This window comes from Collinsella sp. AF08-23, from assembly GCF_003479805.1.
Lineage (GTDB): Bacteria > Actinomycetota > Coriobacteriia > Coriobacteriales > Coriobacteriaceae > Collinsella.
On record NZ_QUHV01000012.1, the window covers coordinates 48,178 to 70,685 of the forward strand.

General features: G+C 61.6%; 23 protein-coding genes and 1 pseudogene. 10 read left to right on the forward strand and 14 right to left on the reverse strand.

Features of this window, described 5'->3' with window-relative positions:
* Positions 1–153 precede the first annotated feature (153 nt).
* Positions 154–1,392 carry an MFS transporter gene (locus tag DWV48_RS07410; RefSeq protein WP_118654176.1) on the reverse strand — a complete coding sequence of 413 codons (1,239 nt, stop codon included), beginning with the start codon at positions 1,390–1,392 and terminating at the stop codon, positions 154–156.
* Positions 1,393–1,799: 407 nt separating this feature from the next.
* Between DWV48_RS07410 and DWV48_RS07415 the strand changes: the two genes are divergently transcribed.
* The 6 genes from DWV48_RS07415 to DWV48_RS07440 all read left to right on the forward strand — a co-directional run bounded on the left by DWV48_RS07415 (position 1,800) and on the right by DWV48_RS07440 (position 7,219).
* A complete protein-coding gene (locus DWV48_RS07415; RefSeq protein WP_118654177.1) occupies positions 1,800–2,819 on the forward strand; it encodes an SPFH domain-containing protein in 1,020 nt (339 codons plus the stop codon).
* A 140-nt stretch (positions 2,820–2,959) separates the two neighbouring features.
* A complete protein-coding gene (locus tag DWV48_RS07420; protein ID WP_118654178.1) occupies positions 2,960–3,151 on the forward strand; it encodes an Arc family DNA binding domain-containing protein in 192 nt (63 codons plus the stop codon).
* A gap of 38 nt (positions 3,152–3,189) precedes the next feature.
* Entirely contained in the window at positions 3,190–3,522 is a 333-nt protein-coding gene (locus DWV48_RS07425; protein ID WP_118654179.1) for an MGMT family protein, read from the forward strand.
* Between the two features lie 205 nt (positions 3,523–3,727).
* Positions 3,728–4,447, forward strand: a complete 720-nt coding sequence (locus tag DWV48_RS07430; RefSeq protein WP_118654180.1) for an ABC transporter ATP-binding protein — start codon at positions 3,728–3,730, stop codon at positions 4,445–4,447.
* A gap of 6 nt (positions 4,448–4,453) precedes the next feature.
* On the forward strand, positions 4,454–6,139 hold the full coding sequence (locus DWV48_RS07435) for a hypothetical protein (RefSeq protein WP_118654181.1): 1,686 nt from the start codon (positions 4,454–4,456) through the stop codon (positions 6,137–6,139).
* A gap of 459 nt (positions 6,140–6,598) precedes the next feature.
* A complete protein-coding gene (locus tag DWV48_RS07440; RefSeq protein WP_118654182.1) occupies positions 6,599–7,219 on the forward strand; it encodes a helix-turn-helix domain-containing protein in 621 nt (206 codons plus the stop codon).
* Positions 7,220–7,327: 108 nt separating this feature from the next.
* Here DWV48_RS07440 and DWV48_RS09295 read toward each other — a convergent pair whose 3' ends face one another.
* Entirely contained in the window at positions 7,328–7,879 is a 552-nt protein-coding gene (locus tag DWV48_RS09295) for a helix-turn-helix domain-containing protein (protein ID WP_199588924.1), read from the reverse strand.
* A complete protein-coding gene (locus DWV48_RS07450) occupies positions 7,866–8,672 on the reverse strand; it encodes a hypothetical protein (RefSeq protein WP_118654183.1) in 807 nt (268 codons plus the stop codon). Before DWV48_RS07450 ends, DWV48_RS09295 begins: the two co-directional genes overlap by 14 nt.
* A gap of 342 nt (positions 8,673–9,014) precedes the next feature.
* On the opposite strand from DWV48_RS07450, the gene DWV48_RS07455 reads away from it, so the two are divergent.
* The gene (locus DWV48_RS07455) at positions 9,015–9,635 is read left to right on the forward strand and encodes a helix-turn-helix transcriptional regulator (RefSeq protein ID WP_118654184.1); all 621 of its coding nucleotides are present in this window, start codon (positions 9,015–9,017) and stop codon (positions 9,633–9,635) included.
* Between the two features lie 198 nt (positions 9,636–9,833).
* Here the strand turns inward: DWV48_RS07455 and DWV48_RS09415 are convergent, their stop codons facing one another.
* The gene (locus DWV48_RS09415; RefSeq protein ID WP_233546226.1) at positions 9,834–11,009 is read right to left on the reverse strand and encodes a helix-turn-helix transcriptional regulator; all 1,176 of its coding nucleotides are present in this window, start codon (positions 11,007–11,009) and stop codon (positions 9,834–9,836) included.
* Positions 11,010–11,752: 743 nt separating this feature from the next.
* On the opposite strand from DWV48_RS09415, the gene DWV48_RS07470 reads away from it, so the two are divergent.
* Both DWV48_RS07470 and DWV48_RS07475 read left to right on the forward strand, forming a co-directional pair.
* Positions 11,753–12,256, forward strand: coding sequence for a helix-turn-helix domain-containing protein (locus tag DWV48_RS07470; RefSeq protein WP_118654186.1), 504 nt, complete (start codon positions 11,753–11,755; stop codon positions 12,254–12,256).
* A 420-nt stretch (positions 12,257–12,676) separates the two neighbouring features.
* Complete coding sequence (locus tag DWV48_RS07475) at positions 12,677–13,135, forward strand: zinc ribbon domain-containing protein (protein WP_118654187.1); 459 nt, start codon at positions 12,677–12,679, stop codon at positions 13,133–13,135.
* Positions 13,136–13,170: 35 nt separating this feature from the next.
* On the opposite strand, the gene DWV48_RS07480 is transcribed toward DWV48_RS07475, so the two are convergent.
* From DWV48_RS07480 to DWV48_RS07505, 6 genes are all read right to left on the reverse strand, one after another.
* Positions 13,171–14,574 (reverse strand): MFS transporter, encoded by a 1,404-nt coding sequence (locus DWV48_RS07480; protein ID WP_369834842.1) that lies wholly within the window; start codon positions 14,572–14,574, stop codon positions 13,171–13,173.
* A 45-nt stretch (positions 14,575–14,619) separates the two neighbouring features.
* Complete coding sequence (locus DWV48_RS07485; protein WP_118654189.1) at positions 14,620–15,507, reverse strand: helix-turn-helix domain-containing protein; 888 nt, start codon at positions 15,505–15,507, stop codon at positions 14,620–14,622.
* A 162-nt stretch (positions 15,508–15,669) separates the two neighbouring features.
* Positions 15,670–16,101 carry a YjdF family protein gene (locus tag DWV48_RS07490; RefSeq protein ID WP_118654190.1) on the reverse strand — a complete coding sequence of 144 codons (432 nt, stop codon included), beginning with the start codon at positions 16,099–16,101 and terminating at the stop codon, positions 15,670–15,672.
* 153 nt (positions 16,102–16,254) lie between these two features.
* The gene (locus DWV48_RS07495; RefSeq protein ID WP_118654191.1) at positions 16,255–17,160 is read right to left on the reverse strand and encodes a hypothetical protein; all 906 of its coding nucleotides are present in this window, start codon (positions 17,158–17,160) and stop codon (positions 16,255–16,257) included.
* On the reverse strand, positions 17,147–17,833 hold the full coding sequence (locus DWV48_RS07500) for a response regulator transcription factor (protein ID WP_118654192.1): 687 nt from the start codon (positions 17,831–17,833) through the stop codon (positions 17,147–17,149). Before DWV48_RS07500 ends, DWV48_RS07495 begins: the two co-directional genes overlap by 14 nt.
* A 67-nt stretch (positions 17,834–17,900) precedes the next feature.
* Entirely contained in the window at positions 17,901–18,158 is a 258-nt protein-coding gene (locus DWV48_RS07505; protein WP_118654193.1) for a hypothetical protein, read from the reverse strand.
* A gap of 723 nt (positions 18,159–18,881) precedes the next feature.
* Here DWV48_RS07505 and DWV48_RS07510 point away from each other — a divergent pair.
* Positions 18,882–19,316, forward strand: a complete 435-nt coding sequence (locus DWV48_RS07510; RefSeq protein WP_118654194.1) for a hypothetical protein — start codon at positions 18,882–18,884, stop codon at positions 19,314–19,316.
* Between the two features lie 364 nt (positions 19,317–19,680).
* Here the strand turns inward: DWV48_RS07510 and DWV48_RS07515 are convergent.
* From DWV48_RS07515 to DWV48_RS07530, 4 genes and pseudogenes are all read right to left on the reverse strand, one after another.
* Positions 19,681–20,313: pseudogene (locus DWV48_RS07515) on the reverse strand (GyrI-like domain-containing protein).
* Between the two features lie 90 nt (positions 20,314–20,403).
* On the reverse strand, positions 20,404–21,177 hold the full coding sequence (locus DWV48_RS07520; protein WP_199588925.1) for a class I SAM-dependent methyltransferase: 774 nt from the start codon (positions 21,175–21,177) through the stop codon (positions 20,404–20,406).
* A 34-nt stretch (positions 21,178–21,211) separates the two neighbouring features.
* Positions 21,212–21,532, reverse strand: a complete 321-nt coding sequence (locus DWV48_RS07525) for a hypothetical protein (protein ID WP_118654195.1) — start codon at positions 21,530–21,532, stop codon at positions 21,212–21,214.
* Positions 21,529–22,434: a hypothetical protein gene (locus DWV48_RS07530; RefSeq protein WP_233546227.1), complete on the reverse strand. Its 906-nt coding sequence runs from the start codon at positions 22,432–22,434 to the stop codon at positions 21,529–21,531. Before DWV48_RS07530 ends, DWV48_RS07525 begins: the two co-directional genes overlap by 4 nt.
* Positions 22,435–22,508: the final 74 nt, after the last annotated feature.

Here is a 22,508-nt window from a genome sequence, read left to right on the forward strand (position 1 = left end):
CAATCGCCCGGCGAACAGATGATGATCGGCGCCGGGCCAGACGAATTAAACAAAAGGGTGGTCGACGGCGCCCTCGCAGGCGCACCGTCGACCACCCTTCACGTCGCAGCGGCCCTACGAGCCGTCCGAAACGAAACGCACTCCGCCAGAGCGCTACCCAATCTTGCGGATGCTCGGGATCGCCCAGGTGATGCCTGCTAGGATCACCATTGCAGCACCGATGAGCACGAAACACGCGCTTACGCCGATGGCGTCCGCGAACAAGGTCGATGCGACGAGCCCCACGGGCATGGCCCAGCTGCAGACCGCTCCGTACAGACCGAAGACGCGGCCCATGCACTCGGGATCGACGCGCTCCTGCATGAGCGCCATCTGCGGCGCGCTGTACAGCGGACTCGAGACCCCCATCGCGAACGTAAGCCCCAGAAACACAACGAGCGCGGAAGGGGGCACGAGGCCGCCCGCGAGCGTGCCCGCTCCGAAGAGGCCGATGGCCAGCGTGCACGAAAGCGCGCGGTTCTTAAGGCCACCCGTCGCCCCGATCCAGCCGCTCGCCGCGATCATGCCGACCGAGAACGCGATCTCCGCGATAGCCGACTGCGTAGTGGTACCCCCAAAATGGTCGAACACCATGAGCGGGAACAGCGCGGATATGGGCGAGAACAGGACCGAGAAGGCGAAGCCGATCCAGAGCATGGCGAACAGACCGTGATGGCGTTTGAGCTCGCGGTACCCGTTGGCCGTCTCCAATAGGAAGGCCCGCACCGCGTGGTGCGACGCCTCGGCGTTCTCCTCGGGCGTATGGCGCTCGGGCGCCGGCGTCTTGATGCCGGAGGTCGCCACCGCGATGCTCGCGAGCACCGCGCCGGCGACATCGAGCGCGATCATGAAGGTCAGACCAAACGCCGGATAGACCACCGCGGCGATGGCGTTGCCGATGATATAGCTACCCGACTGCATGAACTGCAGCATGCCCGCCAGCTTGCCGAGCACCTCGGGCGGGGCGATGAGCGGTGTGAGCGCGTTGAAGGCGGGCGTATGGAGCGTGCTGCCCAGCGCACGGACGAACAGCACCGCCGCCACAACGGCGACAGAGAGGTCGCCCCGAAGCGAGCCGAAGACAAGCGTGAGGCTCACGGCCGCGATGAAGAGATCGGCGCCGATCATGAGACGCTTGATGGACGTGCGGTCCACGATGGTGCCCGCGAAGGCGCCGAGGAGCGCCATGGGCAAGAAGGCCGCCAGGCTCACGAACGACAGGGCGCTCGCGGAGCCGGTGGTGAGGGTGACGTGCCAGATGAGACCCATCTGCAGAATGGAGCTCGTGAGCACGGAGAAGAACTCGCCGATCCAGACGATGGCGAGCGAGCGCTTCCAAGAAAGCGCAGGGATTCGGTTGTGTCATGGAATAATCCTTTGATGCGATCGGTGGTATGCAGCGAAGTACCGGTCGCTCACGCGACCGTGGCTAGAGCCAAATCCTCATGGAAGCAAGCATGGTGCAGCTCCCCTTTCCAAATCTCGAGGTAAACCTTCAGCCGTGAGTGGGGCTATTATAGGGACTTGCGAGCCAAGATGCAACAGGAAGACCTCTACGGAGCGTAGATGCCGGGCGCCCCGAACCACTTATGCCATGAGAGACGGCATCCGATTCTCCTTGACTTGGTCTCAATGTGATATCACAATGCAATCAGCAGCCGCACGGACTGCTCGGGGACTCGCCTCCTCCCCATCGCAATCTGGAGCGCGGCGCCGGGGACGTCACGCGAACGCCGACGCAGTCGTGAAAGGAACTCACAATGAGCGTGGAAAAGCAACTCAAGGCCAAGTCGGGCTACGGCATGCTCGTCGCCGTGGCGGTGGCGCTCATCGCCATCATCGGCCTCTTTATCTGGAGCACCATCGGGCTCGCGAGCACGCCCGACGGCGTCGACGCGCCCGCAGTCTACGGATGGGGGCTCGGCCTCAGCATCCTCGCGTTTTGCCTGTGGTTCATCCCACTCAACGGATTCTTCTCGCTGCAGCCCGGCCAGGCGCGCGTGTGCATCCTGTTCGGCAAGTACGTGGGCACCGTCCGCGACGAGGGCTTCTTCTGGGCCAACCCGTTCTTTAGCAAGAGCATGGGCGGATCGGCCGGGATCGGCGAGATGATCGAGCTCGAGATGAGCGATTCCAAGGCCGCCAAGGCCGCGGCGCAGAAGGCCGCCAAGGGCAACCCCACCACCATCTCCACCCGCGTGCGCACCCTGAATGGCGAGCGCCTGAAGGTCAACGACAAAATGGGCAACCCCATCGAGATCGCAACCGTCGTGGTGTGGCACGTCGCCGATACCGCCAAGGCGCTCTTCGACGTCGACGACTACCAGAGCTATGTCGCCATGCAGGCCGAGACGGCGCTGCGCCACGTGGCGAGCGTGTACGCCTACGACCACCTGGAGGACGAGTCCGATGCCGCCGGCGCCATCACGCTGCGCGCCAATGTGGAAGAGGTCTCCGAAGCCCTGCGCCGCGAGCTCGCGATGCGCCTGGCGCCCGCCGGCGTCGAGGTCGACGATGCACGTCTCACGCACCTCGCCTACTCCCCCGAGATCGCCCAGGCGATGCTGCGCCGCCAGCAGGCGGAAGCCGTCATCGCCGCGCGCAAGAAGATCGTCGAGGGCGCGGTCTCCATGGTCGACATGGCCGTGAAGGAGATGGCCGCCGGCGGCACCATCGAGCTGGACGACGAGCGCAAGGCGCAGATGGCCAGCAACCTCATGGTGGTCCTGTGCGGCGAGTCCGAGGCGCACCCGGTCCTCAATGCCGGCACCCTGTACTAATATCTACGCGCGTGTACGCCTTTTCCGGGTGCTGCAGATTGGGGCGAAAGAGGAGGGCGCGCGCCTGGCGTGCGGCGCCCGACGATTGAGCCCCAAGATGCGGTGCCTGGGAAAGGCACTGGGATAGAGACGATAGGAACATGGCACGCAAGCAATACCCCCTCCGCATAGACCCCGCCATATGGGAGGCCGTCCAACGCTGGGCGGACGATGAGATGCGCAGCGCCAACGGCCAGGTGGAGTGGATCTTGCGCGACGCCCTCAAGCGCGCGGGAAGGCTACCTAAGAAGGAAGACGTGCAAAGGGCCAATGAGCACACACGCACCCCGTGATGGGAAGGCGCACCGAGAAGGATACCGAAGGAGGGCACATGACCGAATCCGGACAAGACGGCTTCTTCGACCGCGTGTACGAGATGGTGGCGCAGGTCCCCGCCGGCATGGTGGCGACCTATGGTCAGATCACGAAGCTCGTGGGCGAGCCGCGCAAGGCGCGATACGTGGGTTTTGCCCTGCACGTCAACCCCCAGCCGGGCATCATCCCCTGCCATCGCATCGTGTTCGCGGATGGGCGCCTGTGCGAGGGCTTTGCCTTTGGCGGGCCCGAGGCGCAACATGAAATGCTCGCGGGCGAGGGCGTGTCCTTTTTGCCGGACGGGCGCGTCGACCTCGCGCGTCATCGCTGGCCCGCGGGCATGGAATAGCCTCGGCGCAGCATCCACGAAACCTCCGCACCGCGCCCGCAAAGAGTCTTTGCAGCACATCACGCGAACATGGCGCGAAATGCGGCGCAGAAAGGCCGGAAAAGGACGGACGCCCCTTCTGCTCTTCTTGACATTCCGCTGGCTTGTACCATAATCCTCGATTGTTAGATATTCTTCTAATTATTCCTCTAGCAAAGGAGACATAATGGACATCCTGTCGGTCCGCGGTTTCCAAAAGCGCTATGGCGACAAGATCGCCGTGCGCGACCTCTCGCTCACCGTGGAGGCGGGCGACATCTACGGGTTCATCGGCCATAACGGCGCCGGCAAAACCACGCTCATCCGCTCGATTGTGGGCGCGCAGGCCTTCGACGGAGGTGCCATCGAGATCTGCGGGCACGACATCGCGCGTGAGCCCATCGCAGCCAAGCGCATGCTCGCCTATGTGCCCGACAACCCCGACATCTACGAGTTCATGACCGGCATGCAGTATCTCACCTACCTGGCGGACATCTACGAGGTGCCTGCGCAGAATCGCATGGAGCGCATCGAGGGGCTGGCACGTCGGCTCGATATCGTCGACGCGCTCGGCGACCCCATCTCCTCCTACTCGCACGGCATGAGGCAAAAGCTCGTCATCATCGGGGCGCTCGTCCACGACCCGCGCCTGCTCGTGCTCGATGAGCCCTTTGTGGGCCTCGACCCCGTCGCCTCACACGAACTCAAGCTGATCTTGCGCGAGCACGCGAACGCGGGCGCCGCGGTGTTCTTCTCCTCGCACGTGCTCGAAGTAGTTGAGAAGCTCTGCAACAAACTGACGATCATCCGTGCGGGCGAGGTGCTCGCACAGGGCACCACCGAACAGGTGCGCGGTGACGACACGCTCGAAGACGTGTTCCTCGATCTAGTGGAACGGGAGGCGTAACGACCCATGCGCGCTTTTCTCCTGCTCACGCGCGTCCAGGTGCTCGGGCTCGTCAACTCACTCGCACCGGTGCGCAGCGGGCTTTCGCGAAGCCAGCGACGCGGGCGCATCGCCCTCATCGCATGCGGGTTCGCCCTGCTCGCGATCATCATGATGGGGTACCTGGCCATCATGGCGTTTGGCCTTGCAGTTCTGGGGCTCGCGCGGGTGCTTCCCGCCCTCGCCGTCGCCCTGGGCTCGCTTGCGGGCGTGGTGTTCACGTTCCTCAAGGCAAACGGGACGCTCTTTGGATTCAAAGACTACGACCTCGTCATGTCCCTCCCCGTCTCGCGCCGCGCGCTGGTTGCGTCGCGCATGGCGGCGCTAATGGGAAGCTCAATTACCTTGGCGTTCTGCGCCATGCTTCCCCTCTATGCCGTGTACTTCATCTCAGTGCCGCCAAGGGCGCTCTCCGTTTTCGCTGCCGTCGCGTCGATGGTGCTAGCACCGCTGGCTCCCACCGCCCTCGCCACCCTCGCGGCATACGCCGTGACATGGGTCGCCGCGCGCTTTCGCCACGCCAACCTCGTGTTCGTCGCCCTCGGCTTCATCGCGCTGCTGGCGTTTTTCGGGGGATCGGCCTCGTTTTCCGCAAGCGTGAACAGCCAAAATAGCGCCGAGGTCCTACAGGGGCTCGGCCAGATGGGCACCATGCTCGAAGGAACCGTCTGCGCGCTCTACCCGCCCGCGGCTTGGGCGGGCTCGGCGATTACCGAGGGCTCGCTTGCCGGGCTCATCGAATTCACCGCGTTCTCGCTGGGCGTCGCCGGCACATGCCTCGAGGTCATGCAGCAGCGTTACCTCGCGCTCAACGCCTCACTCGCCGCGCGCAAACTCAAGACGCGCTCCGGGCGGACGGCCACAGGCGAGCAGGCGCCCATGGGCGGCGCGGCACGCACGCGCACGCCGTTTTGGACGATCGTCCACAAGGAGCTGCGCACGCTCATCGGCATCCCCACCTATGCGTTCAACTGCCTGTTCGGCTATGTCTTTACCATCGGCATCGCCGTGTTCCTGGGTGTGACCGGGCTGCAGGACTTCGTCGCCTCGGGGTCGATCAACGGGATCGAGGTGAATGCCGAGCAGGCCGCCGAGATGATCGGCAACATCCGCCTGATCCTGCCGTGGGCGTTCTCGTTTTGCGGCATCATGTGCACGAGCTCCGTCGTGTCCATCTCGATCGAGGGACGCGCGGCATGGCTCATGGCGACGGCCCCCGTGAGCACGCGCACCATGCTGGGGGCAAAGCTCACGAGCAGCGCGATTCCCTTTGGCGCCTCACTCGCAGTCGCCGTGGCAATCTTGTTCGCGAGCGGCGAAGCAACTCCCCTGATGGCCCTCGAATGCCTGCTGGTGGGGCTGGGTGCTTTCGCGCTCTGGGTATGCCTGGGCATGTCGGTCGATGTGCGGCGCCCCAATTTGAGTTGGATGAACCCGCAGGATGTGGTCAAGCGCGGAGCACCGATGAACACGTGCATCCTAGGCGGGCTCGTCTACACGTTCTTGGCGGGCGCCCTCGTGTTCGCCGCATCGCTCTCGCTTGGGCTGGTCATCGGCCACGTGGCGAACGTCGCGCTCGGCATCGCCTCGCTTTGTCTGGGAGCACTCATCTTCCACCACACCGTGACGTCAACGCCCGCACTGCGCGCGTAGGCGCAGATCCGGTGCAAAACTTTCGGATGTGTACACTTCGTTCTCATAGCGCGGAGTGGCGGCCGCCTCCGCCCGGCAAAACCGCAGGATTTCGTCGGGCGAAATGTCCACCTACTCGACCAGTCGGACCCGAAGCGTGCACATCCGGAAAAATGACCCCGCCCCGCCCCTAGCCCACCCCGATTGAGGGGGGCCGTCCCCAAATCGAGGTCTGCTGTCCATAGAGCCACCGCGCCCCTGGGATGTCGTGCCAGGAACCCATTTCAAGCGCGCTTGCAAGGTGCGTGCCCGCGATGGATGGGCAAAGGTTCCACCAGCTCAGCGCCGTGTATAAAGCCTTTTGGCAGCGCGACTTAACCCCTCGGGGACTCGCTATAAAGACCTTTGATGGTACGATTTGCCCGTCAATGCCATGGTGACCCTCGACAAGGGTCACCCCGACCCGCAAGGAGCAAACGCATGGAGCTGGGCTCTCACATCAAGGAGCATCGCACGGAGCTCGGACTGTCCCAAGACGACCTGGCGGAGCGCATCTACGTGTCGCGCCAGACCATCAGCAACTGGGAGTGCGGCCGCACGTATCCTGACGTCCAGAGCCTACTCTTGCTTTCCAACGTGTTCGGGGTGACCGTGGACTCCCTCATCAAAGGAGATGTGGAAACCATGGCACAGGTGATGAACGAAGCGGTCAAGAAGTACAACGCCCTCTCCACGGTCACGGTCGTGAGCGCGGTCGTGTTCCTGGGGCTGAGCGCGTGGGCGGCGTTCCAGTTCGAATGGGGTTGGGGCGCTCACATCGCGCCCACCGCGGCGTTCGCCGCCGTGGCGCTCGTCGTGATGCTCATGGCGTTCGTGTATATGGAGCGCATGAAGAAGCAGCACGACCTCGTCACGTACCGCGAGGTGCTGGCGTTCAGCCGCGGCGAGCAGGTCGAGCGCGACACGCTCGAGGGACACCGCGAGCGCGAGATGAGCCCCTGGGTTAAGGGCGCGCGTAACGGCGTGCAGATCATCCTCGGCGCGATCGCCGGCGGCATGGTGGGCGTCGGCATCGGCATGCTTGCCAAGATGTTGAGCTAAAGGCGATCTTCACGCATATCACGAGCGGCGAGGAAGCTAGACGTCCTCGCCGCTTTTGCATGACCGGGGCCTCGATTTGAGAACAGGCGCCCGGGTAAGCCTGCGCGTTCATTCGAACTTGATAACCAGATTCTTTCCCAGCGCATCGGCAATTCTCTCAAGCGTCTTGAGCGTGGGGTTGGCACCGCCGCGCTCAAGTACGCTCACCGCCGTCTGGGTCATTCCGCTTTGCCTGGCAAGATCGACCTGCGTCTTCCCTGCCGCAAGGCGCTCCTTTTCGACTAAACGCCCAAGGCACCGAGCACTTTTGGCGGATGCCCCAATCTCACGCATGTAAAACCCGTCCTGCGAGCTTCTCCCTGCACTGCTTGCGAGCAGGGCGGCGGAATCATATTCCATCAACCCGTGAGACCTGAGCACCTCACCGATATTCTGACGGCCGGGAGGGGCAATCCGCTCATCGACCCAAGCCTGAACCCATTTGCTCGGTATGTCCCGTTCCCCTCGGGCGACAAACGCCGCGAAGATCGCCGGCACGTCCCCCGGCTCCGCCCAATCCTCAACACGAGCGCCATACGCGCCGGTCGCTTCGTCATACGAAATAATCGCACTGGGGCGCAACTCCCGCCCCTCACCGTCAATCAACTCAAAGCGCCGCATAGTAAGACCATCTCTCTCGAACGATCTCCCACATTTTTTCGAGTAGGTAATCCGGGGCGGCATGTTCCAACCCGGCGAACAGCGCGGCACGATCTTCCAACTTAAGCTCATGCGTAAGCTCTACCGGGGCGATATCGCGCAGATTGTCCTCCAAGAAACGCGAACCGATGTAGTTCGTCGTGGCAACGCGACGGAGTGGATCGAACGCCTCGATAGCATCCCGCTGCCCCGCGAAGGGGGCGACGAATGACAGGCCGTTGTCGAAAATGGGCGCAAGCCTGGCCGACCCGTCGGGAGACAAAATGACCTCGATGTTCGAGCCGTGCCGGTCGCGGTTGGCAATAAGGTAGTCGACGAGCATCATCTGCTTGATTTGCCCTTCCCAACCGTGTGCGCGACACACTTCATAAGGCGATGCGCCCTGCTCGCCGTAGAGGCTCACATATGCGGAGAGGGACAGCTTGCGCTCTCTTGACTTGCGGAAATTCTTGGAGCTGTTGAGCCAGACCTCCCGCTCTCGACCATCAACCACAACGCGCGCGTGGATGAGGCGATATTCCAAGTGATCGATTTCCAGGAGCCGCATCAGACGTGCCGCGACGAGTTCGTTTATGCACTCGTGTCCATCAAACTCGATTCCGTTGTACCGAGGCAGCTTGTAGTAGATGGCACGCGCGCCATGCCCCGTACGTGCCTTGAGGTACGTCCCCGCCGTTCCCGACGAATTGACGCGCTCGCCCCACTCAAGCGTCGTGAGGTCTTGCTCCTTTTGGACGATGTCATATGAACGCACCGTGCGCCCCTCCTCACTATACTGCGGGTATATATCTTATATTATATAACCATACACCATGAAGAACGTTCAAGTTACGTACACGAAGTCTCTCAGTGGAATTACTAGGTCAGATTCCACCGAGTGCATACGCGCACAACATGGTCCGCTCGATCAAAAGGTGCCCCATCCCTCGTGCGATCAGTCCTCGCTCCGCCTCAACCAGCGTTAATTTCCGCAGGTAGCGATAGCGCAAAACAGATTTTGCAGCGCCTAGCAGACCTCGCCGCGTAAGATGTACAACAGATTCGATGGCGCCCGCGGCAGATCAGCGGGACGCTCCTTCACGACCGGGAGGTGACGATGGACATCAGCAACCAGATCAAGACGCGACGCGAGGCGATGGGCCTTTCGCAAGAGCAGCTCGCCGAGAAGCTCTATGTATCGCGCCAGACCATCTCGAACTGGGAGCGGGACAAGACGTATCCGGACGTCCAGAGCCTGCTCATGTTGAGCATCCTGTTCGACACCTCCATAGACACGCTCGTGAAGGGAGACGTGACCGTTATGGAAGAGGCTGTCGAGAGGGACCGCAAGCTCGCGGGAAAGCGCATGGTACGGCTCGCCCTGCTCATGGTCGCACTACTTGTCTTGGCATTTGCCCTGCTGCTGTCGCCCGCCTTTACTTGGCTGGAAAGGGCTTGGGGCACGGGCCCTGCAGCGGGAATGGTGTTTGCCCCGGCGGTTGGCGCGCTTCTCGTCGCGACGGTCCTGGAACGCATCAAGCGCGAGAACGACCTAGTGACCTACCGCGAGATCCTCGCATTCATGAACGGCGAAGTCGACATCGAACGCGACCCGCGCGCCCTCCCCCGTCGCTCGTGGCCGACGAAGCACCGGCTGGCATATGACCTGCTGGCCTTCCTCGCCGCCGCACTCATCGGCGGCGTGATCGGCTTTGCCACATGGGGGTTGCTGAACTAACCAGCCTGCCGGCGGGCCAGGCATCCGTCGATTGCCTATGGGTTCTCCGAAATTACCTATGGGCTCTTGCGGTATCCCCGCGACTCCCCCGAAATGTCTATGGGCCCCTTGCAATTGTCTATGTTGTTCAGCCAATTCAAGGGGCCCAAACGGAAGGAAGTCATAGGCAATCTTCCGGACGTTAATGCTGGACCTTGGCTAGCGCTTGCCCTCACAATGAGGCTCAGCGTCGTCATCTTCAATCACGATCAAGGCGATTCCACTACCGAGGCTGCCGACGACCCAGGGAAGCCAGAATAATCCGGAGACGCCCTCGGACGCACCCATGGCGGACGCGGCGAAAAGCCATACCAGCGCCACCATCGTGGCGACGAGCATGATCACCATGCAGGCCTTCTCCTTGCGGGCGGCGACGCCGCGACGCCTGGGGCTGTTAGCGCGCAGGTACGCGTCACGGCTCTGCGGGTCGAGCTGCGCCAACTCGTCATCGCTCAGCTCGACGGTCTCGAGCCACTCCTTGTTGTAGTCCGCAAGGTCCGTGCGCCCCCAGAGCATGCCCCAGTGGACAATCATCCCCACACCGAGCGCGACCAGCACCATCATCAGCGAGTCGCCGTATACCCGCACGTTGGACTCGACCTCGAACAAACCAGCCGCCGCAACCCCGAGCAGAATCATCGCGATGCCGGCCACGATCGCGATCGACGCGCGGCGCCGGGCCGTCGCCTTCTCCTCTACCGTATAGAAATCGGCGACGTAGGGGTGCGCCTTGGCAAATGCGGCGTGGTCGATCCCCGCGGGAACGGTAAATGCGAGGCCGGCGGCAACGAACGCGAACGTCGCGAGGAGGACGATACCGTCCGAATGCATGACCTCATCGGTGAAGATGGCGGCCGCCGCACCGAGGATAAAGAGCACGACGCCGATCGCGATTTTGCGCGCGAAGGTGACCATGTGCTCGTCGTAACCACATACATCCGTAGCTAGACCGGCGGGAATAGCACAGACACCGGCGGAGGAACGTGCGCGTGCAGGTCCCGCAGGTTCACCAAGAGATGCATCCCGTGGTGCGACGGTCAACGGACCAGCGGACATATCGCCAACGGCGCCCTCCGTGGCCACACGCACCGGCGAGTAGCCGCCAAGATCATCCCGAGCGGGGACACCGTGGCGGGATACATCACCCTGCACCAAATCGTCCAGCGAGCACTCGAAGATCTGGCACATCTTGATGAGCTTGTCCATCTCCGGATAGGACTTCTCGGCCTCCCATTTGGTGACGGATTGACGGGACACCCCGAGCAACATAGCGAGTTGCTCCTGGGTCATGTGGCGCTCTGCGCGAAGGTATTGCAGATTGGTGCGGAAGCTCATGATGGGTCCTCTCGTTGGCTGGGGCGAGAGTCCGAACGGCGCAATCCAACTCAATGCAGCGCCCGAACTCGACATCCAGCGTTTGGCGTTTTTCCTGCCGGCGACTTACACACTACGGTTGCCGCATGGCGAGAACCACCAACTTGGGGCTTCATTTTACGCAACTTGAAGGCACCCTGCGGTTGCAAACCGCAGGTAGATTGGCTAGACGTGAAATGAGGGTTCCCATGGCGAAGTTCACTGCAATGCTGTTCGCAGCTGCTGTGCTCGTTCTATCGATCACGCTACTTGTTCTTGCCGTTTTCTAACGGCCGAGGGGTGAAACTCGCCACTTAAGGGAACAGCCGCCCTGTGCCGGAGCGGCTGTTCGTGCGGGTTTCACCCCACTGCTTCTACTCCAGGAGGGCGTACGCCTCCCAAGTCGCTAGTAGTATGCCCGCTTTTCGGCGCCCCTGCACGCCTCTCGCGGGTTTCTAGGCGGCACTGGGCTTCGCGAGCCTGGTGCCGTTTTTCAGCGATACCGTCAAGGCGGGTCAATCAATTTAGATAACGAAGAACCTAGCCCTGATTTCGAGAACTGAGCACAAGGGCAATCGACCATCTTCATATCGGGTTTCAGCAGCTTGTATCCCATGTGAACTCAAACAGCCCTCACCAACGTTACAACCCGTTGCTTGCGGCAACGAGCCATCTGCGTGCAGCATTGCGGTAACGTAGGAGCCAGGCGAGAGAAAGGATCCGCCATGCTGAACGAGAACATCCATGCCCTCAGGAAATCGAAGGGCCTCTCGCAAGAGGAGCTCGCGCCCAAGCCGAACGTGGTGAGGCAGACGGTCTCGGAGTGGGAACGCGGGCTCTCGGTGCCCGATGCTGAGACGCTCGTCGCCATCGGAGGGGTGCTCGACACCCCGGTGAGCACGCTACTGGGTGAGACCGTACGCGCATCCGAGCCCGAGGGCCTGCAAGCGCTCTCCGAAAAACTCGAGGTGCTGAACGACCAGTTCGCACGGGCGCAGGAATCCAAGCGCCGTGCCCTGCACGCCCTTTTCATCGCAATCGCCTCCATCACGGTCCTTCTCCTTATCGCACTGGCGGCAATCGGCGGCTCGTATCTCGAATGGGATTTCTCCAATCCGGAATACGCGGTGGCAGGAACGATGCTCCATGGATTCGAGTGGGTCTTCGCTCGAATGGCACCAATCATACTGGCGGGGTCGATCGCAGGTGCAATTGCGTCCCGCAAATAAGGTCCTTCATCGCTTTCGTGATCGATTTACCATGGGCACCGCCTCGCAATGGGCAGCACATTGAACAATGACCACACAAAAAAGAGGTTTTTCGTATTGTTTTTCCGTTCCGCCAAGTACAGAAGCGCAGTAAGGCACAAAAGCGCAGGAAAAATGAGGTGATTAACATCTTATACTTGACGATTTCCAAAATTAGTACGAAAAACCTCAAGATCATGAATCCGATTAATGAAATCATGCATTTGAAGAGCTTTAAGGGTGAGCTTCGACATGGAAAACCGGATGCAATGCGAATCAGCGCAGAACCGACCACGCCCGCAACAAAGCGTTGCTCGACCATCAAGGTGCATCGCGGGATAATCGCAGGCAAGCGGCGGGATCAAACCCCGCCGCCCACGCCCCGATCAAAGGAGACCCGCCATGATTCTGCTTAAAGACGCCCTGGCCCAAGCCCGACGCGAACGCGGCCTCACCCAAGAAGAACTCGCCGCGCGCCTCTACATCACGCGCCAGGCGGTCAGCCGCTGGGAGACCGGAGCGACCGAGCCCGGCATCGACATGATCAAGCTCATCGCTCGCGAGCTCGACGTCCCCGTGACGCGCCTGCTCGACATGCCCGAGCACTACTGCCAGAGCTGCGGCATGATGTTCACCGAACCCGACCAGCACGGACATGAGGCGGACGGCACCGAAACCGAAGACTTCTGCCGCTGGTGCTACGACAAGGGCGCGTATACCTACGAGACCACCATGGAAGAGATGATCGAGGACTGCGCGCCGCGCATGGCTCAGAACATGGACTGGTCCGTGGACGAGTGCGCGTCGCTCTTGGGGGCGATCTTGCCCAATCTGCGCAGGTGGAAAGCAACGGATAAGTAAGGCACGCGCTAACGCAAGCATCACCTTGAAATCATTTAGGACGAGATGCTTCTTGCAATAGGCAACGACACGGCAATGCCCACCACCGCAGACGCAAGCACGGCGCAAAACACCCAAGTGGTGCCGGCAGGGGATGCAGCGGGGGCAAGCATTCCGCATACAGCGGTGGATACGGCTCCGCCAAACCCCCTAAAGAACATCGCCGTGGATGTTGCCTTGCCAGCGTCGCGAGCGTCCGCCCCCGTCTGCGCCGATAGATTGGAAACCGGCATTCCCACGCCAACGCCCAGGCCAAGCGCCGCCGCGAGCAATGTAACCAGAGGTGCGGTCAGGCTTTGTGCCCTAACAATGAACGCTGCAGCCGCAGTTAAGATCACGAACGAAGATGTCACCGCAAGCGCCCGAAGCCTGCCATTCTTCCTGAACAGGGCACCCGACACATTACTTCCAAGCATGAGGGCGAGCGTCATGGGAATGAGTGCCGCACCCGATGAAGCGGCGGCGATACCCATCGATTCTTGCAAAAGCCTCGGCAGATACGTCACGCCCGCCATGAGCGCAAACTGCACACAAAAGCCCGAGATGAATCCTGCGACAACCCTAGGGCGGCCGAACAGTCCCATGGGAATCACGGGAGCACTCGCAGCAGCCTCAATCCTGTACAGGACAAACGTGAGGATAACAAATACCACTATAAGAGCAGCTGCCTGGGGCGACGCCAAGGGGAACGCGTCACCCGCCAAACTGAACACAGCAACAAGGCTCAATACGCTCAACGATGCTAGCACGCTTCCTGCCGCATCGAATTGCGCCGAGCGGGGCCCATCGCCCCTACCTGGCAGACTGCTTGACGATAGCGCAAACGCAACAATCGCAATCGGAATGTTCACAACGAATATGACATGCCAGGACAGCCCTTGGGCAACGGCCCCTCCAATCACGGGTCCTATTACGCTCGCCACACCGTACATGGCAGACGCCACTCCAAGATAGGGACCCCTATCGCGCGGCGGAAGCATCATGGCAGCGGCTATGAAGACGCCGGCTTCTAGCAAGCCGCCGCCAATTCCCTGAAGCAAGCGAAGCGCAGCTAGCACCTCGATGGTAGGTGCCACGGCACACAGCGCAGACGCTATAGCAAAGAGAGTCAAGCCGAACGTATACGTTCGCTTCAAACCGAAATGAAACGCAAGGCCGCCGCACAGGAGCGTGGACACAGTGCTTGAAGCAAGATATGCAGTCATAGGCCAGGCATAATGCGCCACCCCACCTAAGGCAGCCGAAATCGTTGGAAGTGCCGTTGCCACCACGGTGGAATCAAGCGCAGCTGTGAACAAAGCGAGCATGAGTCCCGCCATCATCAACCCGCCAACAGATTGACGAACCTCACCGGCACAGGGTTCTTTCATTGTTGTATTCCTCCTTCTCCTCGTCCTCATGGACGAACCATGCGGCAAACCCGCAGCGAACAGAAGGAAGGATGGCTATGCACCGATCCGCTTCGAGATGGGCATCCATATCTCGCTACGATATGACGTGGACGAGAAATCGCCTTGCGGATACACCTCGATGCTCACGTCTCCCAATAGCTTGTATCCTGACGAGGGCAACCACTCGGAGTAGATCCTGCGATAGCACTCCGCCGTCGCCGTGTCGCAGGGGCCCGTACAATCGAACACGGCCCAAAGACCGGATGGAACATGCATCTCATCCGCCCATACCGGCGCCTCACGTGACGACACGACGGCTATCTGGTAGCTTTGGCCATCGTCCTTTGACACGTTGACCCCGAGGATTCCTTGAGGCCCCGACCCATCCGCCAGCGCGAGAAGCCGTTCGATAACCCCATCTTGCGAAGCTCTCTCCCAAAGACTGCCCAAGCTCTCTCTGCCTGAAGAGGACATTTGAACCAGCGGATTACCTTGAGCAGCTCCACAGGATGCGGATATTCCCACGAGGCGCATCCCCTGCTGGGGCACAACCCTCCACGGCAAGGGCTCCGCACCCGTAACGGTAAGGGCGAACGTGCACCGCGGGAAGACGAGAAGATGGGCGCCGGGGCACCTCGCCTCACTGGGAGACATGCCTAAGACCTCTTGAAATGCTCGATTGAACGCCGTTGGCGAAGAGTAGCCATACCGCACTGCCACATCGAGCACACGCTCGCCCCTAGACAGATCGAGCGCGGCGCACGACAAACGACGTTTGCGCACGTACTCCGCCAGCCCCATCCCCGCAAGATAGGAAAAGATCCTCCGGAACTGCCCTTCGGTGCAAGACGCAAAAGACGCCGCACGCGCAATATCGACATCGCCGTCAAGATGTTCCTCTATGTAGTCCACAGAGGCATTCAACCCTTCTATCCAGCCCATAGGGTCACCATCCTTCCGAAAACAAGCATGGGGCAATGTGATTTTTCAATCCTCGCATTAATAGAGCAGATTATGCGAGCTCACTCGAGAGTCCGGCTGGGGCGCCACCTTCCGCTCATCCAGGCAGGCCAGCCACGTCCCGCGGACAGAGGCAGGAACTGCTTACTTGCCGCGATGCTTGCGGCGCTTCCTTTCACGCCGGTGTTCCCAGCGCGAACGCGCTTCATCCTGGCGCCGCGCCGCTCGCTCGCTTCGCGATTCGTCCTTGATGCGTTCCCGCTCGCGGGCGAGCGCAAGTTGCGAAGCTGTCGATGACCCGTGCTGGCGCATCACCTTGGCTGCCTCGCGCGCACGACGCTTGGGGTTGCCAGGGGTCCGCCCGACACGTGGCCCAACAGGCTCCGCCTCCGCACTCAGGTGCAGGCTCGACCAACGCTCAAGCACCCACGTATAGACTTCTTCATTCGAAGGTTCCGCACCATATACCACGCGCGCAATACGAAGCATGCCGTCTTCGACATGCTCGACCACGCCCACCCAAAACTGACCATCGTGATAGACAGTCAGGGTCGATGAGACCTCACTCTTTCGCATAGCCGCGACCTCCTTCTATGTAGGGCTACGCGAAGAAGGGACAACCAAGGAGGCAGGTTACTGGCAGGCTCATGCCCGCGGCCCGACTACCCGACGGGCGCTGTGTTTTTATCTTCGATGGATATCAGTATAGCGCCACGTCCTGTCGTATCATCAAACGCCTCCGTCCAAGCTTCTGAGCATATCGGAGATGCTGCGAGCCATCTCATCCGATGCCTCACGAATAATTCCGAGCCAGCGAGAAAGGCTATCCACACCGACCGATGAGTCGCCGATTGACAAATCGTCGGACACGTCAGAAGAAATCGCGGTCTCCGCTTCAAGCACGTCGCAGGCGCTCGTGATTGCCATCAAAGGGGTTATAAGCTCGTGGGAGGCGGAAAGGACGAACCCCCTCTCGCGCTTGCGAGCCTCCATAACCGGTCGCAGCGACCGCGTTGTCGCGAAAGCCGCAACCGCCGTTGCACACAACACGATGACCGCCCCGGAAGCGATGCAACGGAGGATGAGCGAGGCAGCATAATCGCCATGGGGCGTTACATCAAGAAACGTGTAGACACGTATCCCGCTTGGAGCGGTCTCGACCGCCGCAACGCTTCCATTCGAGACCGTCACGGCACCATTCTGGGCACCGAGGGGCTGCCAGAGGCCGATCCACTTGCGCCCGTCAAAAGAGAAAGGCTGGCTTCCGACCTCATCGCGAAGACTCACGAGCTGCGTCGCGACGCTTTCAGAGAGGCGATCGACGGCAGCCGCTCCCCCGCATTCCACCGCACCCGCCTCGCCCGACTCGTCCACGGCAACCCGGCACCATGAAATGTCGGGGCCGGTAACGACCAAACCTGACGTCCCATCAGCCTCGCTGTCCGCGGCCGTCCGGTCGATGTCAAACGGCTGGTTTGAGAACTCCTCAAGCATATGCCTGCGCGCCGTCATATCCGCATCGATGAGCGGTGTCACCAGCAGCGCCATACACGCCGCGGTACATAGGGCGATGAGGGCGGCGGAAACCACGACGATGCGTCGGCGGAACACCGCGAGGTCCCTAGGCATCTTCATGCTTGGCCTCCAACACGTAGCCGATTCCACGAATGGCGCGAATTGAAACCGGGGCGCCGAGGACGGCGATCTTGGAACGAAGCAGCGAGACCTGCGTCTCGATCCTACCGGCACTCGACCCGCCATCGGCGCCCCACGCAGAGGCCATGATTCGCTCCCGATGCACCGGAGTCCCCGCATGGCGCATCAATGCTTCGAGCACCAGGCCCTCCTTGGGCGTAAGAACGCAAGATCCCTCACCATACGTCAACTCGCGGGAATCGGGTGCGTAGAACATGCCGAGCGCCTCAATCACTGTGGACGGATCCGCGCCGCCGCGCCGTCTGAGAACGGCGCGCAGCCTCGCCAGAAGCTCCTCGACATGGAAGGGCTTGGCAAGATAGTCGTCCGCGCCGAGGTCCAGGCCGCGCACGCGATCGCGCACGTCACCGCGGGCCGTGAGCAGGATGACGGGCGTGGCGTCACCACGTGCGCGCAACTCCGACAGAACGGAAAGGCCGTCCTTGCCGGGCAGCATGATGTCGAGCACCACGGCATCTACAGGAGCCACGGCAAGACGCGCGAGCGCCGCCTCGCCATCTGGCACTGCCTCCACCTCCCACCCGGTGAGCTCGAGCGCCCGAGAAAGCGGCTCCCGGATGAGCCGGGCATCCTCTACCAGCAAAAGCCTCATACCAGCCCCCTTTTACAAGGGCGGCGCGAACCACCTCGGCCCGCGCCGCCGCAACAGTCCGTCGCGCCTATTCCGCGACGTCGGCGAATACCCGCACATCGGGCACGGGCGCCACCTCGGTGCCGTCCTCGACCCAGCGAACAACATCGAACTCCATGCCCCCATCGGAACGCGGCGTCGCCTCGCCCAAGCCGATCACGATTCCGCGGGTCCCAGGCGCCTCTTCATCGGCAACGGCAGACGCGGGCAAGAGCATCCCGAGAGCCGCAAACACCGCCACGGCCAAACCCGTAGCAGCCAGTGCCAGCTTGCCCATATTCTTCATCTTCACCCTCCAAACATACAGCGTCCATGACGCACGGCTAGGATTGGAGATCTCCATGACCTCATGGTAGAAGGCGAAGCTTTAGGATTGCTTTACATCTGGAAATAGGGGATGCAATTGTTGGCGGCGCCGGCGAACAAGCGTGCCATAGTATAGAACAGATGTTCGTGCTTTATGCTATCATAGAGACAGCGACATGGGCGGTGCCCTCCGAGTCCTTGCAGGGGGTTAGGAGGGTTCCCATGGCGAAGTTCACCGCGTTGCTGCTCGCAGCTTCCGTGCTCGTTCTATCGATCGCGCTTCTTTATCTTGCCGTTTTCTAGCGGCCAAGGGGTGAAACTCGCCATTTAAGGGAACAGCCGCCCTGGCCGGAGCGGCTGTTCGTGCGGGTTTTACCCCACTAGGTCAATCCAGGAGGGCGTACGCCTCCCTAGTCGCTACCAGTATACCCGCTTTTCCGGCGCCCCTGCACGCCACCCGCGGGTTTCTGGGCGGTGCCGGGCTTCGCGGGCTCGGCACTGTTTTTGACAATCGAACCTCGGCATTGCGACAGAACAACTCGGCGCAGCCCCTCCCCGCAAAGAAAGCCCACTGCAATCTGCTTGCCACACCTTGCCGAACTCAAAACGAAGCGAGTCTCGCCTCGTTGCAATTCACATCGAAATCATCTACCGTTGAGAAACCTGCATCCGGGCACTCGGCACGGCGATTCCAGGGGGCGCAATGAACAGGAAAACGGCTCTCATCGCGATAACGGGCACTCTCGCCGCTCTTGGCATCCTGGCGGCGCTCGTCGGCCCCTCCGGCGGAAACGTGAAATCGGTCGGGCGCATCGCGCAGGCGACCGATCTTTACAGCAAAGACGACATAGACGATGCGTTCAATGCCGTCGAATCGGAATTCGCCTCAGGTTTCAAGGGATGCACGCTTGATGAGCTTCGCTATGACGACGAGGTTGAGTCCAAATTTCTGGACGAAATGCTCGGGCATGGGCAAACAGGCGAAGGGGACCTCATCGTCGTGCTATCCGAATTCACGACCGACTGGCGGGCAGCTGACGAGGGTTTCTCGCCGAACGACCGATACGAAGGCTGGCAATGGATTCTCACCAGGCCTTCGCGAGACGCCCCATGGAAGGTTGTCGACTGGGGCTATTGATGGCATCGGGAGGTCGATTGTGGGGCACTGGCCATCCGACGTCGACACCCCCATGCGCAGCAGGCCGAGGCGCACGATTGTCGTCCTGGTGCCTCGCGCAGAACTCGTAGCTGCAAACCGACTCCAAAAGCCCCTCGACAAGTGTGATATAGCGAAAGAGCAGCGCTCGGGGCCTTCGGTCCATGACCAACCCTTGGAAGACGAAAGCCGCCTTCGAGGGCGGCTCACCGTCCGGCCGCGCCGTCCTGATCGAAACGCGACCTCATCACATGGCCAACTATAGCGCAGCAACCCCGAGCGTCAAGACCGCTCTAAAATACGTCCACCTCATAGGGATGCAGCCCCATCGTCATGACACACGCTCCTACGCCCTGCGAACCGGATGCCTGATCACTGTCTTGAGCTTCTCGGGCGCGGTGCGTCGGGCATCGTTGAGGTAGATCTCGTGATGGAGGCGCTTGTCACAGAAATCCTCGACATAGCCCTGCTCCTCGGCGAAATCGCGCATAGCTTCGACGGTCGCCGGCTCGCCGTCATACGGCCCGACATGCAGGCAATGAACGCACAGCCCCTCCTCAATAATGAGCAGCTCCACCATCGAGAAATCCCGCTTCTTCTTGGCGGCGGCCTCAGCGACGGCCCATTCGAACTCCTCGCGCGTCACGAACTCGGGCACGCGGATGACGGATATCCAGTTGAAGTCCTCCTTGCGCGCACAATCCACACCCAGCACGCCGTCCTGTCACCAAAAACCCTCCAGCGGCGGCACGACGAAGTCGAAGTATCCCTCGATGCGATGGTCGCCTTTCTTGGACATCTTGATGGTATACGCCACGCCGTAGAGCGCCTCGAGTGCATCCTTGTACGCCCCGCCCTCCTCGTTAGGATCACCATGGCCACGGACGGCGATGAACGTCATCGCAGGAACTTCGACGAGCATCGGCTTCTTGGACGGAAGGTAGAACTCCTTGTATTCCTTCTTGTAGTCGAATGCCATCGCAATCCCCTCTCCCGAGCAACGATAGGCCTATGATATACGAACATATGTTCTTGTCAATGCGGTTCGGCAGATTATGCTGCGATTCGCCTAGCACCCCTTCACGGCGTACGTCGCCCAGAAGGTCGGAATATTCAGGTCGTGCAGCCTGCCTTCGCCATAGGTGTCCTCGTAGCAGTCGACCAACTGGAAACCGGCTTGCAACTGGCCTCGAATCTGCTCCTCAAGCGTATGCGAGAACTGGATGCCGTCCTCCACGGGGTCGAGCGCCGCCATGTGGTCGGGATTCTTCAACGGGTTGAACGGCAGGCTGTGCACCGCCCACTCCTCATCGTCGTCGAACGCGTACCCGAAGCCGTTGTCGAGGCCCGCCAGCAGGCGTCCGCCGGGCTTCAAAATGCGATGGCACTCGCGCCAGAGCGGCTTGACCTCCTCTATGTAACAGTTCGAGACGGGATGGAAGACGAGGTCGAACTCCCCGTCCGCAAAGGGAAGCGGCTTCGACATGTCGCCTCGAACGATCTCGATCTCATACCCCTCGCGCTCGGCGACCATCCGCTCGGATTCCAGCTGGCTGGGCGTGTAATCGAACACGGTGCACCGCGCCCCGAGGGCGGCGAAGACGGGCATCTGCTGACCTCCGCCGCAGGCGAGACCGAGTACGCGCAGACCGGACAGGTCGCTCGGATACCATTCACGCGGAACGGGTTTGGTGGGGGTTAGCAGCATGCGCCACTCGCCCTGCCGGGCCTCGAGATATTCCTCATGGCTCAAGGGCGTGCCCCACTCCCAGCCCTGTGCGTTCCACCCGTCGATGGCACGGGCGTTCACATCGGCGTAGTTTTCTGTGGTTATGTCCGTCACAGGCAGGTCCTTTCAATTCGGGACGTGATATCGATTATGCTACGTCGACGCCCTCCATGCGCAGCAGGCCGAGGCGCACGAGCAGCGTCTCGCACACGCGCAACCAGTAGAGGGCCGCAGCCAGCGCGACAACGTGCAGGACGATTGAATCCTGCAGAAGCGATCTCACAATCCATACGAGAACGAAAAGCGGCGACATGAGCAGCGCGAGTGCCATCAGGAAGGCGGCGACCCTCCCCGTCCCGCCAAACGGCGCCCATTCGAACTCCGCCCCGCAGGCGCACCGCCTCGGCATGACGCCGAACCTGACGGGCACCCTCCGCCCGCAGCGGGCGCAGGCCATCTCCCCCGTCATCGGCGGGTCCCCAGACCGGCAAGCACCTCAGCGCGGAGGCGCTCCATGCGGGGCGTGAGCGGTTCGAGCGTCGGATCGCCCGCAAGGCGCGCAGCCTGGTCGGCAGACCCGTGCAGCAGCTCGTACTCGGCGAGATAGAGCTGCCAGTTCGCACGCTGTTGATGGCAATCGGCCAGGGCCATGCGCTCGCGCATGCGCGCGGCATCGGCGGCGTCCCGCTCGGCGGACGGGCGCACCAGCACGGCGTAATCGGCGACCTGCATGTCGGCGGAGGCACGGTTGCGCGAGCCCTCCTTGAAGTTCTTCCGAAACGCAGAGAGCCTCGCCAGTGCATCGCGTGCACCATCGAGGTCGCCCACATCGATCCGACTCAAAAATTCGATCTGCATGGCACGGAACCACCTGATGTTGTCCCTGCGCTTGAAGGTGACGGACTCGAGGCGGCGCAGGGCGCCGGCGCTGTCGAGCTCGAGGTAGTCGCAATACGCAAGCTCGATGGCGATGGTGTTCGCGGAGCGGCCGAAGCGGTCGCGGGCGGAGAGCACGTCGAGCACCGCGCGATAGCGGGCAGGGTCGCAATCCTGAGAGACGACCTCCCCGAGCTTGAGGAACAGCGTGCCTATGCGCACGCGCGCGATGACGACAATGGCAAACAGGAGGACGAAGCCGACGAGGTAGAGCGCGAAGTGGCCGCCCTCGATGAACCAGATCATCGCCACGAGGTTGGCGAGGACCAGCGCGATGGACTGCGCCTCGATCGCATGCACCCGCTTGACATACGCGGCAACGGTCCCTCGCGCATCCAAGCCCCAGTAGGCGGAGCGTCCATCCCCCGCCGGCGAAACGTTGCCGATGCGGTTGGGCTCCGGTGCCGGGGTAGGCGGAGTCGGAAGGTTGCTCATTGCGATCAGCTCCTCGATAGGTTTTGGAGATTGTACCCCATTACAGTCTGAAATAGGCCATCGATAAATTTCGA

What these genes read in the sequence shown, in the direction of transcription:
- DWV48_RS07415 (WP_118654177.1), top strand. Translation starts at nt 1,800, where the DNA reads ATGAGCGTGGAAAAGCAACTCAAGGCCAAGTCGGGCTACGGCATGCTC.
- DWV48_RS07420 (WP_118654178.1), top strand. Translation starts at nt 2,960, where the DNA reads ATGGCACGCAAGCAATACCCCCTCCGCATAGACCCCGCCATATGGGAG.
- DWV48_RS07425 (WP_118654179.1), top strand. Translation starts at nt 3,190, where the DNA reads ATGACCGAATCCGGACAAGACGGCTTCTTCGACCGCGTGTACGAGATG.
- DWV48_RS07430 (WP_118654180.1), top strand. Translation starts at nt 3,728, where the DNA reads ATGGACATCCTGTCGGTCCGCGGTTTCCAAAAGCGCTATGGCGACAAG.
- DWV48_RS07435 (WP_118654181.1), top strand. Translation starts at nt 4,454, where the DNA reads ATGCGCGCTTTTCTCCTGCTCACGCGCGTCCAGGTGCTCGGGCTCGTC.
- DWV48_RS07440 (WP_118654182.1), top strand. Translation starts at nt 6,599, where the DNA reads ATGGAGCTGGGCTCTCACATCAAGGAGCATCGCACGGAGCTCGGACTG.
- DWV48_RS09295 (WP_199588924.1), bottom strand. Translation starts at nt 7,879, where the DNA reads ATGCGGCGCTTTGAGTTGATTGACGGTGAGGGGCGGGAGTTGCGCCCC.
- DWV48_RS07455 (WP_118654184.1), top strand. Translation starts at nt 9,015, where the DNA reads ATGGACATCAGCAACCAGATCAAGACGCGACGCGAGGCGATGGGCCTT.
- DWV48_RS09415 (WP_233546226.1), bottom strand. Translation starts at nt 11,009, where the DNA reads ATGAGCTTCCGCACCAATCTGCAATACCTTCGCGCAGAGCGCCACATG.
- DWV48_RS07470 (WP_118654186.1), top strand. Translation starts at nt 11,753, where the DNA reads ATGCTGAACGAGAACATCCATGCCCTCAGGAAATCGAAGGGCCTCTCG.
- DWV48_RS07475 (WP_118654187.1), top strand. Translation starts at nt 12,677, where the DNA reads ATGATTCTGCTTAAAGACGCCCTGGCCCAAGCCCGACGCGAACGCGGC.
- DWV48_RS07480 (WP_369834842.1), bottom strand. Translation starts at nt 14,574, where the DNA reads ATGAGGACGAGGAGAAGGAGGAATACAACAATGAAAGAACCCTGTGCC.
- DWV48_RS07485 (WP_118654189.1), bottom strand. Translation starts at nt 15,507, where the DNA reads ATGGGCTGGATAGAAGGGTTGAATGCCTCTGTGGACTACATAGAGGAA.
- DWV48_RS07490 (WP_118654190.1), bottom strand. Translation starts at nt 16,101, where the DNA reads ATGCGAAAGAGTGAGGTCTCATCGACCCTGACTGTCTATCACGATGGT.
- DWV48_RS07495 (WP_118654191.1), bottom strand. Translation starts at nt 17,160, where the DNA reads ATGAAGATGCCTAGGGACCTCGCGGTGTTCCGCCGACGCATCGTCGTG.
- DWV48_RS07500 (WP_118654192.1), bottom strand. Translation starts at nt 17,833, where the DNA reads ATGAGGCTTTTGCTGGTAGAGGATGCCCGGCTCATCCGGGAGCCGCTT.
- DWV48_RS07505 (WP_118654193.1), bottom strand. Translation starts at nt 18,158, where the DNA reads ATGAAGAATATGGGCAAGCTGGCACTGGCTGCTACGGGTTTGGCCGTG.
- DWV48_RS07510 (WP_118654194.1), top strand. Translation starts at nt 18,882, where the DNA reads ATGAACAGGAAAACGGCTCTCATCGCGATAACGGGCACTCTCGCCGCT.
- DWV48_RS07525 (WP_118654195.1), bottom strand. Translation starts at nt 21,532, where the DNA reads ATGACGGGGGAGATGGCCTGCGCCCGCTGCGGGCGGAGGGTGCCCGTC.
- DWV48_RS07530 (WP_233546227.1), bottom strand. Translation starts at nt 22,434, where the DNA reads ATGAGCAACCTTCCGACTCCGCCTACCCCGGCACCGGAGCCCAACCGC.